The 14,234-nt window shown below is 68.4% G+C and carries 10 protein-coding genes; 7 read left to right on the top strand and 3 right to left on the bottom strand.

What is annotated here, in order from left to right; genetic code table 11:
• Window positions 1-135: 135 nt before the first annotated feature.
• The gene (locus E2F49_RS06535; protein WP_133393070.1) at window positions 136-1,005 is read right to left on the bottom strand and encodes a PhzF family phenazine biosynthesis protein; all 870 of its coding nucleotides are present in this window, start codon (window positions 1,003-1,005) and stop codon (window positions 136-138) included.
• Window positions 1,006-1,118: 113 nt separating this feature from the next.
• On the opposite strand from E2F49_RS06535, the gene E2F49_RS06530 reads away from it, so the two are divergent.
• From E2F49_RS06530 to murD, 3 genes are read left to right on the top strand one after another with little or no spacing between them, the layout of a single operon-like run.
• Window positions 1,119-3,710, top strand: a complete 2,592-nt coding sequence (locus E2F49_RS06530) for a bifunctional aspartate kinase/diaminopimelate decarboxylase (protein WP_133393069.1) — start codon at window positions 1,119-1,121, stop codon at window positions 3,708-3,710.
• The gene (gene murL / locus E2F49_RS06525; RefSeq protein WP_133393068.1) at window positions 3,707-5,068 is read left to right on the top strand and encodes a UDP-N-acetyl-alpha-D-muramoyl-L-alanyl-L-glutamate epimerase; all 1,362 of its coding nucleotides are present in this window, start codon (window positions 3,707-3,709) and stop codon (window positions 5,066-5,068) included. The genes E2F49_RS06530 and murL overlap by 4 nt, the downstream gene beginning before the upstream one ends.
• Window positions 5,049-6,461 (top strand): UDP-N-acetylmuramoyl-L-alanine--D-glutamate ligase, encoded by a 1,413-nt coding sequence (gene murD / locus E2F49_RS06520; protein WP_133393488.1) that lies wholly within the window; start codon window positions 5,049-5,051, stop codon window positions 6,459-6,461. Before murL ends, murD begins: the two co-directional genes overlap by 20 nt.
• A 21-nt stretch (window positions 6,462-6,482) precedes the next feature.
• Here the strand turns inward: murD and E2F49_RS06515 are convergent, their stop codons facing one another.
• On the bottom strand, window positions 6,483-6,884 hold the full coding sequence (locus E2F49_RS06515) for a DMP19 family protein (protein ID WP_133393067.1): 402 nt from the start codon (window positions 6,882-6,884) through the stop codon (window positions 6,483-6,485).
• A gap of 16 nt (window positions 6,885-6,900) precedes the next feature.
• Window positions 6,901-7,899, bottom strand: a complete 999-nt coding sequence (locus tag E2F49_RS06510; RefSeq protein ID WP_133393066.1) for a polyprenyl synthetase family protein — start codon at window positions 7,897-7,899, stop codon at window positions 6,901-6,903.
• A gap of 150 nt (window positions 7,900-8,049) precedes the next feature.
• Here E2F49_RS06510 and ssb point away from each other — a divergent pair, with 150 nt between their 5' ends.
• From ssb to E2F49_RS06490, 4 genes are all read left to right on the top strand, one after another.
• Window positions 8,050-8,562 (top strand): single-stranded DNA-binding protein, encoded by a 513-nt coding sequence (gene ssb, locus E2F49_RS06505; RefSeq protein ID WP_133393065.1) that lies wholly within the window; start codon window positions 8,050-8,052, stop codon window positions 8,560-8,562.
• 167 nt (window positions 8,563-8,729) lie between these two features.
• A complete protein-coding gene (locus E2F49_RS06500) occupies window positions 8,730-10,691 on the top strand; it encodes an alpha/beta hydrolase family protein (RefSeq protein WP_243713482.1) in 1,962 nt (653 codons plus the stop codon).
• A 74-nt stretch (window positions 10,692-10,765) separates the two neighbouring features.
• Window positions 10,766-12,859, top strand: coding sequence for an alpha/beta hydrolase family protein (locus tag E2F49_RS06495; protein WP_133393064.1), 2,094 nt, complete (start codon window positions 10,766-10,768; stop codon window positions 12,857-12,859).
• An 84-nt stretch (window positions 12,860-12,943) separates the two neighbouring features.
• Entirely contained in the window at window positions 12,944-14,203 is a 1,260-nt protein-coding gene (locus E2F49_RS06490; protein ID WP_133393063.1) for a DUF819 family protein, read from the top strand.
• Window positions 14,204-14,234: the final 31 nt, after the last annotated feature.

Raw genomic sequence — 14,234 nt, 5'->3', positions numbered from 1 at the left:
GTTCGAGGTCCGTCGCGAGCGCAGCCAGATGGTGCGTGGTGGAGCGCAGGAAGCGCAGCGTACGTCTAGTACGTGAGCACTCCGAGCACCGCACGCGTGCCAGCTGGCAAGCGCAGCAGGACATCGAGCAGGTTTCTACCAGTCGAACGTCCCGCGGATCACCGCCTGCACCGCGCCGCCGATCCAGACTTCGCTCGCGGCATCGATCTCCACCTCGACACGGCCGTCGCGCCCCAGCTCGCGTCCCTGGCTGGCGACGTAGCGGACGACCTCGCCGGTCTCGGCGCGATCCATGTGCAGCCACGCGGCGATCGCGGCATTGGCGCTGCCGGTGACCGGATCCTCGGCGATGCCGTCCTGCGGGCAGAACGCGCGCACGGCGAGGGCGTGATCGTCGGCATCGCTGCGGCCGCAGACTGCCAGGCCGACCGCGTCGCTGGCCAGGCATAGCGCCGAGATCTCGGGCAGTGGCGGCGACAGCGCCCGCACGGCGACGGCGTCGACCAGATCGACGCACCACCAGCGCGGGCCGTTGTCGAGCAGGGCGTGCGCGGCGTCGCCGGCCCCCATCGACCGCAGGACGGCATCCAGCAGCGATTCGACACCGTCCGGGGTCGCGCGATGCACCGCGCGCGGTGCGCGGATCGACGGTCGCGAATCGGCGGCGTCGCCGATGATCCGCACCGGCAGCAGGCCGGCCGCGCATTGCTGCACCAGCGCGCCCGCACGCGGCATCGCAAGGCCTTGGTCGAGCACCGCCCAGGCCGCGCCGACGCTGGGATGACCGGCGAACGGCAGCTCCTGGCGCGGGGTGAAGATGCGCACGCGGTAATCGGCGCCCGCGTCCGGCGGCAGCAGGAAGATGGTTTCCGACAGGTTGGTCCAGCTTGCGATCGCCTGCATCGCCGCGCCGTCCAGTCCGTCCGCGTCGATCACGACGCCGAGCGGATTGCCGGCGCCGGGCCGGTCGGCGAACACGTCCAGTTGCAGGTAACGGCGGCGCATCGAGGTCTCTCGCGGGCGGGGGCGGGTTGCTAGAATCGCCGGTCACCGCGCGCGTTGCCACCGCAGATCGCGATTCCGCACGGACGCCTCCTCCCATCCGAGACCCCACCTCGATGTCATCTCCTTCCGACGATCGCTGGATCGTGCTCAAGTTCGGCGGCACTTCCGTGTCGCGCCGCCACCGCTGGGACACCATCGGCCGGTTGGCGAAACGCCGGGCGGAAGAACAGGGTGCGCGGGTGCTGGTCGTGGTGTCGGCGCTGTCGGGCGTCACCAACGAATTGACCGCGATCGCTGACGGCGCCGCGGATTCGGCTGCGCGCTTGGCTGCGCTCGTCGAGCGCCACCGGGCATTCGTCGCCGAACTCGAACTCAATGTCGATGCCGTGCTCGGCACGCGTCTCGCCGCGCTGCAGGCGCTGGCCACCGATGCACGCGCGACGACCCGCACGCTGGACTGGCAGGCCGAGGTGCTCGGACAGGGCGAACTGTTGTCGTCGACGATCGGTGCGGCCTATCTCGCGGCGCAGGGCCTGGATTTCGGCTGGTGCGACGCGCGCGACTGGCTGGACGCGGTCGCGCTGCCGAACCAGAGCGACTGGGCGCTGCGCTTGTCGGTGAACTGCCGGCGCGAGCCCGACGGCGACTGGCGCACGCGCTTCGCCGCGCAGGCGCCGCGCATGCTGCTGACCCAGGGCTTCATCGCCCGACACGGCGATGGCGGCACCGCGATTCTCGGCCGCGGCGGGTCGGACACCTCGGCCGCGTATTTCGGCGCACTGCTCGGCGCACGCCGCGTCGAGATCTGGACCGACGTGCCCGGCATGTTCAGCGCGAACCCGCGAGACGTGCCCGACGCGCGCCTGCTCGCGCGACTGGATTACGCCGAAGCGCAGGAAATCGCGACCACCGGCGCCAAGGTGCTGCATCCGCGTTCGATCAAGCCCTGCCGCGACGGCGGGGTGCCGATGGCGATCCTCGATACCGAACGCCCGGACCTGCCGGGCACCGCGATCGACGCCAGCGCCGAGCCGGTACCGGGCGTCAAGGCGATCAGCCGCCGCAACGGCATCGTGCTGGTGTCGATGGAAGGCATCGGCATGTGGCAGCAGGTCGGCTTCCTCGCCGACGTGTTCGAGCGCTTCAAGCGCCACGGTCTGTCGGTCGATCTCATTGGTTCGTCGGAAACCAACGTCACCGTCTCGCTGGACCCCAGTGAGAACCTGGTCAGCACCGATGTGCTGGCGCGGCTCTCCGACGATCTGGCCGAAGTCTGCCGGGTCAAGGTCATCGCGCCCTGCGCGGCGATCACGCTGGTCGGCCGCGGCATGCGCTCCCTGCTGCACAAGCTGTCGGATGTCTGGGCGACGTTCGGCAAGGAACGCGTGCACCTGATCTCGCAGTCCTCGAACGACCTCAACCTGACCTTTGTCATCGACGAGGCCGATGCCGACGGCCTGCTGCCGGTGCTGCATGCCGAGCTGATCGACAGCGGCGCGATGCCGGTGTTCGACGAGACCGTGTTCGGCCCGAGCTGGCGCGAGATTGCCCACGGCCGCCGCGAACGCGCGCCACAGTGGTGGCAGGGCGCGCGCGACGCGCTGTTGGCGTTGGCCGAGCCGGGCCGCCCGCACTACGTCTATCACCTGCCGACCGTGCGCGAACGCGCTGCCGCGCTGTCGACGGCCGAGGCGATTGACCGCCGCTTCTTCGCGATCAAGGCCAATCCGCATCCGGCGATCCTGCGCACGCTGGTCGAGGCCGGCTTCGGTCTGGAATGCGTGTCGCAGGGCGAGCTCGACCACGTGTTCGAGGTGCTGCCGGATCTGGATCCCGCGCGCGTGCTGTTCACGCCGAGCTTCGCGCCGCGCGCCGAGTACGCAGCCGCCTACGCGCGCGGCGTCACGGTGACCGTCGACAACGTCGAAGCCCTGCGCCACTGGCCCGAGATCTTCCGCGGCCGTGACCTGTGGCTGCGTCTGGATCTGGGCCGTGGCGATGGCCATCACGCGAAGGTGGTCACCGGCGGCGCGGCGTCGAAGTTCGGCCTGCCGCTGGGCGCGTTCGATCAATTCCTGATCGCCGCCGAAGAAGTCGACGCGCGCATCACCGGCATCCACGCGCACCTGGGCAGCGGCATCGAGACCGTCGCACACTGGCGCGAGGTCTACGCCGAACTGGCCGGGTTCGCCGATGCGGTCGGCACCGTCGACACGATCGACATCGGTGGCGGTCTGCCGATCCCGTATCGCCCTGATGACGTGCCCTTCGACATTTCGGCCTGGGCCGCGGGGCTGGCGGCGATCAAGGCCGAGTACCCGCGCTATCGCCTGGCGATCGAACCCGGCCGCTACCTCGTCGCCGAAGCCGGCGTGCTGCTGACCACCGTCACCCAGGTCGTCGACAAGCTGGGCACGCGCCGCGTCGGTGTCGATGCCGGCATGCACAGCCTGATGCGGCCGGCGCTGTATGACGCTTGGCATGGCATCCACAATCTGACGCGGCTCGACGATGCGGACGACGTGGCCGTCGAAGTCGTCGGTCCGATCTGCGAATCGAGCGATGTCTTCGGGACGCGTCGCCGCCTGCCCGCAGCGATCCGCGAAGGCGACACGGTGCTGATCGCCGATGCCGGCGCCTACGGCTTCGTCATGGCCAATACCTACAACCTGCGGCAGTTGCCGCAGCAGGATGTTCTGGAATGAGTGTTGTCTTCGACCGCAATGCGGTGCGCAGTTTCCGCTTCATCGATTGCGACCTCGATGCCGCGACCGGCGTCGCGCGCCTGCGCTACGCCTTCGACGACGGTCCCGAGCTGATCGAAACCGTCACCGTGCCGGGCGCGCCATTTGAACTTGATGCCGCGCGCCTCGGAGCCGCGACGCAGGCACTGCGCCTGCTGCACCTGATCGCCGGCGTCAGCTACTACAAGGCCGCGGCGCCGACCGACATCCGCATCGAGGGCTATGCGATCGATGCGAAGACCGCGGCGCTGCTCGAGGACGTGTACGTGCATGGACTCGGCGAGTTCGCGTATCGCAACGGGCTGGACCTGCACGGGAAGATCCGCTTTCCGCACGACGCAACTGCGACTGCCGGAGCGCCCGCGCTCGATCTGCGCACGCATGCGCTGGTCGCGATCGGCGGCGGCAAGGATTCGCTGGTCTCGATCGAAGCGCTGCGCGCGTTGGGCATCGAACAGACCGTCAGCTGGATCGGCGGCTCGCAGCTGATCCGCGTCTGTGCCGAGCGCACCGGTCTGCCGACGCTCAACATCGGCCGCCAGATCGCGCCGGAACTGTTCGAGTACAACCGCCAGGGCGCGTGGAACGGGCACATCCCGGTCACCGCGATCAACTCGGCGATCCTCGTGCTGGCCGCGGTGCTGCACGGCGTGGACCAGGTGGTGTTCTCCAACGAACGCTCGGCCAGCTACGGCAGCATGATCCCCGGCACCGGCGAGGTGAACCACCAGTGGTCGAAAGGCTGGGCGTTCGAGAAGGCCTTCGTCGATCACGTGCAGGCGCGCGTGGCCGCGGACCTGCATTACTACTCGCTGCTGCGCCCGCTGTCGGAACTCGCGGTCGCGCGCCAGTTCGCCAAGACCGATCGCTACGACGCGCATTTCTCCAGCTGCAACCGCAATTTCCATCTGCTCGGCGAGCGGCCGGTGAACCGCTGGTGCGGCATCTGTCCGAAGTGCCACTTCGTGTATCTGGCGCTCGCGCCATTCATGCCGAAGCCGCGACTGGTGTCGATCTTCGGCCGCAACCTGCTCGACGATCCGGCGCAGGTGCCGGGCTACGACGCGCTGCTGGAGTACCAGGACCACAAGCCCTTCGAGTGCGTCGGCGAAGGTCGCGAATCGCGCGTGGCAATGGCGGCGCTGGCCAAGCGCCCCGAGTGGCGCGAGGACGCGATCGTCGCGCGCTTCGCCCGCGAGATCGCGCCGCAGCTCGACGCCTCCGAGCTCGACGTGGCCGGGCTGCTGGCCGTCGAGGAAGACGCACACCGAATTCCCCATGCGCTATGGGAGCGCCTGCGTGCGCATCTCGCAGCTTGAGGCGATCGCCGCCGGCGGCGGCCGTATCGCGCTGTGGGGGTGGGGCCGAGAGGGCCGCGCCGCGTGGCGCGCGATCCGCAGCCGCGCGCCTGCGCTGCCGCTGACGCTGTTCTGCAACGCCGACGAAGCCACTGATGCAGCGACGCTGGGCGATCCGCTGCTGGCCTGCGAGACCGGCGTCGATGCCGCGCGTCTGTCGGCCTGCGCCGTCGTCGTGAAGTCGCCGGGCATCAGTCCCTACACCCGCGACGCGATGGCCGCAGCCGCGCAAGGTACGCGCTTCATCGGCGGCACGGCGCTGTGGTTCGCCGAGCGCGCCTCGCCCGACGCGATCGCCACGGGCACCGTCTGCGTCACCGGCACCAAGGGCAAGAGCACGACCACCGCCTTGCTCGCGCACCTGCTGCGTGCGCACGGTCTACGCACGGCACTGGCCGGCAACATCGGCCTGCCGCTGCTGGAGGTGCTGGATGCGCAGGCCGATGCGTGGGCGATCGAACTGTCGAGCTACCAGACCGGCGACGTCGCGGCCGGCGGTGTGCGCCCGGACGTCGCGGTGGTCACCAACATCTTTCCCGAGCATCTCGACTGGCACGGCAGCGAGGCGCAATACATCGAAGACAAGCTGAGCCTGGTTACGCGCGCACGGCCGCGTATCGGGGTGCTCAATGCGGACGATCCGCGCTTGGCGCACCTGGTATTGCCGGACAGCGAGGTCCGCTGGTTCGGTACCTCCGACGGCTGGCACCTGCGCGGCGACATCCTGCATCGCGGCAATGTCGCGGTCATGGACACGACCGGCCTGCCGCTGCCGGGCCGGCACAACCGCGGCAATCTCTGCGCCGTGCTCACCGCGATCGAAGCGCTCGGCATCGACGCGTTGCCGCTGGCGCGCGCGGCAGCGGACTTCGTGCCGCTGCCGCATCGCCTGCAGCCGCTGGGCACGCGCGAGGGCGTGCTGTGGGTCAACGACTCGATCAGCACCACGCCGCACGCGACGCTTGCGGCGCTGGACGTGTATCGCGATCGCCGCGTGGCCTTGCTGGTCGGCGGTCACGACCGCGGGCTCGACTGGCAGGCGTTCGCCGACGCGATGCGCACCCGCGCACCGCGGATGATCGTGACCATGGGCCAGAACGGGCCGCGCATCTTCGACCTGCTCGCACCGGTCGCGCGCGAAGCCGGCTTCCCGCTGTTGGCGGCCGAAGATCTGGAATCCGCGATCACGCAGGCCCGCGCGTCGCTGGACGGGGAAGGCGTGCTGCTGCTGTCGCCCGGCGCGCCCAGCTTCGGCGCCTATCGCGACTACACCGCGCGCGGCCGCCATTTCGCCGCGCTGGGCGGCTTCGATCCGGATGCGATCACCGCGATTCCGGGTCTGGGCATTGCCTGATGGGCACCCGGCGAGCGGGAATCAGGCTCCGAACGGTACGCGCTCGATTCTTTCGTCCAGGTCGTCGATTGCCCACGCTTCGGCATTGAGCGTTGAAATATGCGACACAAGCGCCGATGGTGATGCAAGGGTGTCGCGTCGCCGAATCGCATCGAGATGCGGGTCTGTGAATCGAAACGCATCAACTGCCTGCCTGAAACGGCTCGCCAACTCCACGAGTGCCATGCGGTCGAATGCCTCGGCAAAGTCGGCATACGACGGATGGCCGGGGAAGTCCGATGCGAAGAATCGTTCGAACCCGCCGTTCTGGATCAGGCCGAACGCGGTGTCAGCGAGAACACATGCGCGGTCGAGAGGGTCCAGCGCCCACAAAGCGCCGTCAGCGGCTGCGAGCGCGGTATAGGCAGCATCGAGTCGCGACATGTGTATGCGGCGAGCGCTAGTGCCCGCGTTCCACCGCGTAGCGGGCCAGACCGCGCAACGCCGCAACGGCTTCGTTGTCGTCGAGGCCAGCCAGTGCACGTTCCGCGGCTTGCGCATACGCGAGCGCCCGCGCGCGGCTGTACTCGAGGCTGCCGGCGGCTTCGATCGCGGCCAGCACTTCGGGCAGCGCGTCGGTGTCGCCGGTCTCGACGATGCTGCGAAGACGCGCGCGGACATCGGGCGTGGCCTGCGCCATTGCATGGATCAGCGGCAGCGTGGCCTTGCCCTCGGCGAGGTCGTCGCCGAGGTTTTTGCCCAGCGCGTCGGCATCGCCCGAATAGTCGAGCACGTCGTCGGCGATCTGGAACGCGTAGCCCAGCTGCATGCCGTAGTCATAGAGCGCCTGCTGCGTGGCCTCGTCCGCGCCGGAGGCTAGCGCGCCGAGCTTTGTGCCGGCGGCGAACAGCACCGCGGTCTTGCGCTCGATGACGTTTAGGTAGGCAGCTTCGTCGGTGTCCGGGTTGCGCACGTGCAGCAGCTGCAGCACTTCGCCCTCGGCGATGCGGTTGGTGGTGTCGGCGAGGATGCGCATGACCGGCATGCGGTCGAGTTCGACCATCAGCTGGAAGCTGCGCGAGTACAGGAAATCGCCCACCAGCACGCTGGCGGCGTTGCCCCAGATCGCGTTCGCGGTACTGCGGCCGCGGCGCAGGTCGGATTCGTCGACCACGTCGTCGTGCAGCAGGGTCGATGTATGGATGAACTCGACGATCGCCGCCAGCTGGTGGTGCTCGGCGCCGACGGTGCCGGTCGCGCGGCCCGCGAGCATCACCAGCATCGGCCGCAGCCGCTTGCCACCGGCCGAAACGATGTGTTCGGCGACCTGGTTGATCAGCACGACGTCGGAGGCCAGCCGGGTCCGGATCAGCGTATCGATCGCGGCCATGTCGCCGGCGGCGAGCGACTGGATCGCCGGCAGATCGAGCCGGGCGGCCGGGGAGGCGACGTTGTTCATGCAGGATCCGGGACAGGCAGGCCCGGGATTATAGGCGTCGCCCGACGGAGACGCGCGGACGAGGCCGAGGTCGGACGCCGGCCTGCTGGCCGCTATACTGTCGAGGTCCATCACGCCGGTTCGCAAGCCGGTGCAAATCAAGGAATTCCCATGGCCCGCGGCGTCAACAAAGTCATCCTGGTCGGCAATCTCGGCAACGATCCCGACACCAAGTACACCCAGGGCGGCATGGCCGTGACCCGCATCAGCCTGGCCACGACCAGCGTGCGCAACGACCGCGACGGCAACAAGCAGGAGCGCACCGAATGGCACCGCGTGGTGTTCTTCGGCAAGCTCGGCGAAATCGCCGGCGAGTACCTGCGCAAGGGCAGCCAGGTCTACGTCGAAGGCGAGATCCGCTACGACAAGTACACCGGCCAGGACGGCGTGGAGAAGTACACGACCGACATAGTCGCCAACGAGATGCAGATGCTCGGCGGCCGCGGTGACGGCGGTGGTGGCGGGGGCGGTGGTGGCAACTACGAGCGCAGCAGCCGTCCGCAGCGTCCGGCCGCCAGTGGCGGCGACATGCAGCAGCGCGGCCCCGCGCCGCAGCGCCAGGCGCCGCAACAGCAGCGCCCTGCGCCGATGGACGACTTCTCGGACGACGACATCCCGTTCTGATCCATCGCGCTGCGATGGCGATGAGGAAGGCCCGCCACTGGCGGGCCTTCTGCGTTCCGGGAGGCGAATGGCCGTGCGTTCAGGTGGTCACGCCAGAAATCCACGGATAACATGCGCTGCGCCGCGCGACCGCGCGGTCGCGTCACAGGGGACAACGAGGAGAGGACATGTTCCGCAAGGGAATGCTGTGCCTGTGGGCGCTTGTCGCGTGCAGCCTGCTGGCCGTCGCGCAGGCGCAAGTCGTGCTGGATCCGTTCGTCGAGGACGACTCGATCCGCGACATCAAGATTTCGCCAACCGGCACGCACTTCGCGGCCGTGCTGCCGAGTGGCGAATACTCCGCGATCGCGGTCATGCGCCGGGACGACCAGGCGGTGGTCGGCAGCATGCGTCTGCCGCGCAACAACCACATCGCAGATTTCTGGTGGGTCAACGACGAACGGCTGGTGTTCTCGCTCGCCGAGCGCTTCGGCTCGCGTGATACACCGACGCCGACCGGCGAGATCTACGGCATGAACCTCGACGGCAGTCGACAGCAGTTGCTGGTGGGGTACCGGGTGCGGAGTGGACAGACCGGGACCAACATCCGGTCCGGCGCCAAGGAGGAGTTCGTCCATGCGCGCGTGGTCGACCTGCTGCGCGACGACCCGCGGTCGATCCTCGTCGCGATCTCGCCGTTCACCGGAGACCCGCAGACGCGCGTCGACCGCATGGATGTCTACACCGGTCGTCGCACCACGATTGCGACCGTGCCGGTGACACGCGCGAACTTCGTGGCCGATTCCAGTGGCGAAGTGCGCATGGCCGTCGGTGCCCGTACCGACAACCAGCTCCAGCTGTATTACCGGGCGGCGCGGGGCAGCGACTGGACGCTGATCAACCACCAGGGCACCTCGGGTCGCGCCGAGTACCCGATCGGTTTTTCCGAGGACGGTCGCACGGCCTTCCTGCAATCTACGCGGCCGCAGGGTCCCGACGCGATCGTCGCCTACGACACTGCCAGCGGTGAACGCCGCGAGGTGCTGCGCGACGAAGTCGTCGATCCCGAGATCATGTACCGTCCCGGCACATCGGTTCCCATCGGCGCGCTGTTCACGGGCGCCAGGCCGCGCATGGCGTTCTTCGACGAGGCATCCGACGACGCGCGCACGTTCCGGATGCTGGAGCAGGCATTTCCCGGGCAGACGCTGCGGGTTGCCTCTTCGACCTGGGATGCAGCCACGAAGATGGTCGCTGTGTCCAGTGACGTGGATCCGGGCAGCTTCTATACCTTCGACACCGCCACGAAGAAGGCGGGATTCACCTTCGGCCTGCGCGACAAGATCGATCCGCGCGAGATGGCACCGATGCAGGCCGTGTCGTTGCAAGCGCGCGATGGTTTAACGCTGCACGGCTTTCTGACCCGTCCCGCAGGCGCGACGACGGCCGGTCCACTGGTCGTCCTGCCACACGGCGGGCCGTTCGGCATCCATGACGACTGGACCTTCGATCCCGAAGTCCAACTGCTGGCGGCGGCCGGCTATTCCGTGCTGCAGGTTAACTTCCGCGGTTCGGGGCACCACGGCCATGCATTCCAGCAGGCGGGCGCGCGCCAATGGGGACTGGCGATGCAGGACGACCTGACCGATGCCACGCGCTGGGCGATCGAGCAGGGGCATGCCGATGCCGACCGCATCTGCATCTATGGGGGCAGCTACGGCGCCTATGCCGCCTTGATGGGCGCGGTGCGCGAGCCCGCCCTTTACCGGTGCGCCGTCGGCTACGTCGGTGTGTACGATCTGCAGCAGATGCGCCAGCAGGATCGTCGCACCGGACGCTGGGTCGGCACGTGGATGGACGAGTGGGTGGGAAGCGACACCGCCCAGCTTGCACAGACTTCGCCCAATCTGCAGGCAGACCGCATCCGGGTCCCCGTTTTCCTCGCGGCTGGCGGCCGCGACGAGATCGCGCCCGTCGAACACACCCGGAGGATGGAGCGTGCCCTGAAGACGGCCGGTGTGCCGGTCGAGTCGCTGTACGTGGCCACCGAGGGCCACGGGTTCTATGCGCCCGAGAACCGCCGCGCCTACTACACGAAGTTGCTGGACTTCCTCGCCACCCATCTCGGCGGTCAGCGCGCTGCGCAGTAAGGCCGCGCCGGCGCCGCTTTGCCAGCACAGCGGCGCCGGCCTACCATTCGGGCTCTTTGTCCGGAGCCACCGCCATGTCCCTGCGCCTTGCGCTGTTGCCGTTGTGCCTGCTCGCCGCCTTGCCGGCCGTTGCCCAGGAACGGGGCCTCGATGTCCGCGACCTGGTCAAGCTCGACCGGGTGTCCTCGCCGCTGTTGACCGCCGACGGTCGCCAGCTGGTATTCGCGCAGCGCACGCTGGACTTCGATTCGGGCAAGGCCACGACCGCGCTGTACGCGCGCAATCTGCTGACCCGCGACATGGCACCGCCGAAGCGCATCACGCCCGAGGGCTGGAACGTCAATTCGCCGGCGCTGTCGGCCGACGGCCAGACGGTCTACTTCCTCAGCAGCAAGAGCGGCAGCTCGCAGGTGTTTGCGATGCCGATCGCCGGCGGCGCGCCGCGCCAGCTGACCGACGTCGCGGTGGACATCGGCACGTTCCAGATCTCGCCCGACGGCACGCGCGTGGCCTTCAGCGCCGACACCTTCGGCGAGTGCGCGGCCGATCTCGCCTGCACCAAGCGCAAGTTTGCCGAGACCAAGGACGCCAAGGCCAGTGGCGTGGTCTACGACCAGCTGTTCGTGCGCCACTGGGATACGTGGAAGGACGGCACCATGAGCCGCCTGTTCGTCGCCGACCTGCCGGCGGCCCGCGCACGCGCGGTCACGACCGTCCGCGCGCTGGGCCACGCGCTCGAAGGCGACATCCCGTCCAAGCCCTTCGGCGGCGCCGAGGACTACACCTGGGCGCCGGACGGCCGTTCGGTCGTGGCCAGCGTCAAGGTCGCCGGCCGCGAGGCGCCGTGGTCGACGAACTTCGACCTCTACCGCATCGACGCGACCGGCGATGCCGCACCGGTCAACCTCACCGCGTCCAACCCGGCCTGGGATACCGGTCCGGTCTTCAGCGAAGACGGCGCCACGCTGTTCTATCGCGCAATGAAGCGGCCCGGTTTCGAAGCCGATCGCTACGCGCTGATGGCGATGGATGTCGCCAGCGGCCAGGCGCGCGAGATCGCACCGCAGTGGGACCGTTCGCCGAGCAGCGTGCAGCCCTCGGCTGATGGCCGCACGCTCTACGTCGCCGCGCAGGACACCGGCGAGTACCCGCTGTTCCGCGTTGATGTCGCCAGTGGCGAGGTCACGAGGCTCGTCGCCGACGGTTCGATCTCCTCGTTCGCGATCGCCGGCGACACCGTCGCGCTGGCCCGCAACTCGATCCAGAGCGGCGACGCGCTCTACACCGGCTCGCTGCAGTCGCTGGGCACCGATGCGCAGCTGCGCCAGATCACGCCGACCGCGGCCGAGCGCCTGCCGGGCGTCGCCTTCGGCGATTTCGAGCAGTTCTCGTTCAAGGGCGCGGGCAACGAAACCGTCTACGGCTACGTGGTCAAGCCGTGGAACTACCAGGAAGGCCAGACCTACCCGGTCGCGTTCCTGATCCACGGCGGTCCGCAGGGCAGCTTCGGCAACGGCTGGAGCTACCGCTGGAACCCGCAGACGTATGCGGGGCAGGGCTACGCGGTTGTCATGATCGATTTCCACGGCTCGACCGGTTACGGCCAGGCCTTCACCGACGCGATCAGCGGCGACTGGGGCGGCAAGCCGCTCGAGGACCTGCAGAAGGGCTGGGCCGCCGCGCAGGAGAAGTACGCCTTCCTCGACGGCGACAAGGCCTGTGCGCTCGGTGCGAGTTACGGCGGCTACATGATCAACTGGATCGCCGGCAACTGGTTCGACCGTCGCGGCAACTCGCCGTGGAAGTGCCTGGTCAACCACGACGGCGTGTTCGACACGCGCTCGATGGGCTATGTGACCGAGGAGCTCTGGTTCACCGAGTGGGAGAACAAGGGCACGCCGTTCGACCAGCCCAGGAACTACGAGCGCTGGAACCCGGTCAACCACGTCGCCAACTGGAAGGTGCCGATGCTGGTCGTGCAGGGCGAGAAGGACTACCGCGTGCCGGTGGACCAGGGCCTGTCGACGTTCACCGCACTGCAGCGCAAGGGCATCGAGTCGAAGCTGCTGTACTTCCCCGACGAGAACCACTGGGTCCTGCAGCCGCACAACAGCGTGCTGTGGCACGACACCGTCAACGCCTGGCTCAAGCAGCACATCGGCCAGTAATCCGCGTGGTTCCGGACGGCCGGCGCAAGCCGGCCGTTCCGTTTGCGTGCGTCCCGAAAGTCCAGGAACAGGAGCCCCGCCACGATGGCGATCGAATCCCTCGAACCCTCCACCGCGCTGATCACCAGCGACATCGTGCTCTTCGGCCTGATCGCCGCCACGCTCGGTGCGATCTTCTGGCTCGCCAGCGGACCCACGCCGTTCTGGAAGAAATTCTTCGCCTGGGTGCCGGCGCTGCTGCTGTGCTATTTCGTGCCGGCGTTCTACAACACCATCGGGCTGATCGACGGCGAGAGCAACAGCCTCTACAACCCGATCGCCAGCCGCGTGCTGCTGCCCGCCGCGCTGGTGCTGCTGACGCTGTCGATCGATCTCAAGGGCATCCTCCAGCTCGGCCCGAAGCTGCTGTTCGTGTTCTGTGCGGGCACGCTCGGCATTGCGCTGGGTGCCGTGGTGTCGTTCCAGATCATGGAATGGGTGCATCCGCCCGCCGTCGCAGGCGATACGTGGAAGGGGATGGCGGCGCTGGCCGGCAGCTGGATCGGCGGCGGCGCAAACATGGTCGCGATGCGCGAGGTCTACCAGGTCGACGCGACGCTGTTCGGCCAGTTCGCCGTGGTCGACGTGGCGATGGCCAGTGCGCTGATGGCGACGCTGCTGTTTCTCGCCAACCGCTCGGCGCAGCTCGACGCACGGTCGGGCGCGGACACGCGCGCGATCGATGAGATGAAGGCACGTCTGGCTGCGTACGAAGCGGCCAACGCGCGCATTCCCACGCTGACCGACCTGATGGTGATCATCGGTCTGGCTTTCGGACTGGTGGCGGTGGCGCACGCGATCGCCAATCCGCTGGCCGCCTGGTTTGCGGCGAACGTCGCCAGCGCCGCGCAGTTCAGTCTCGACTCCGCGTTCGTCTGGGTGGTACTGCTGTCGACAGCGGCCGGTGTCGCCTTGAGTTTCACGCGTGTGCGCAATCTCGAGAGTGCCGGTGCCTCCAAGATCGGCACTGTGTTCCTGTACTTCCTGATCGCCTGCATCGGCATGCAGATGGACTTCACCGCGCTGTTCGACCGGCTGGAGCTGATCGCGATCGGCGCGATCTGGATGATCGTGCACGTGCTGGTGATCTGGGGCGCTGCGCGTCTGGTGCGGGCGCCGATGTTCTATGTCGGTGTCGGCTCGATGGGCAACGTGGGCGCGGCCGCCTCGGCGCCGGTCATCGCCGCGGCATTCCATCCGAATCTCGCACCCGTCGGCGTGCTGCTCGGGACCGTGGGCTATGCGACCGGGACGGTGTTCTCGTACCTGATCGGGCAGGTGTTGCGGGTGATGGCCGGGCAGTAGGTCAAACGCGTCGCGGGGTGCCTCCGCGGCG

The organism is Luteimonas terrae (assembly GCF_004358165.1).
Lineage (GTDB): Bacteria > Pseudomonadota > Gammaproteobacteria > Xanthomonadales > Xanthomonadaceae > Luteimonas > Luteimonas terrae.
The sequence above is the reverse complement of the archived record's forward strand: the minus strand, read 5'-3'. Positions and strand labels throughout refer to the sequence as shown.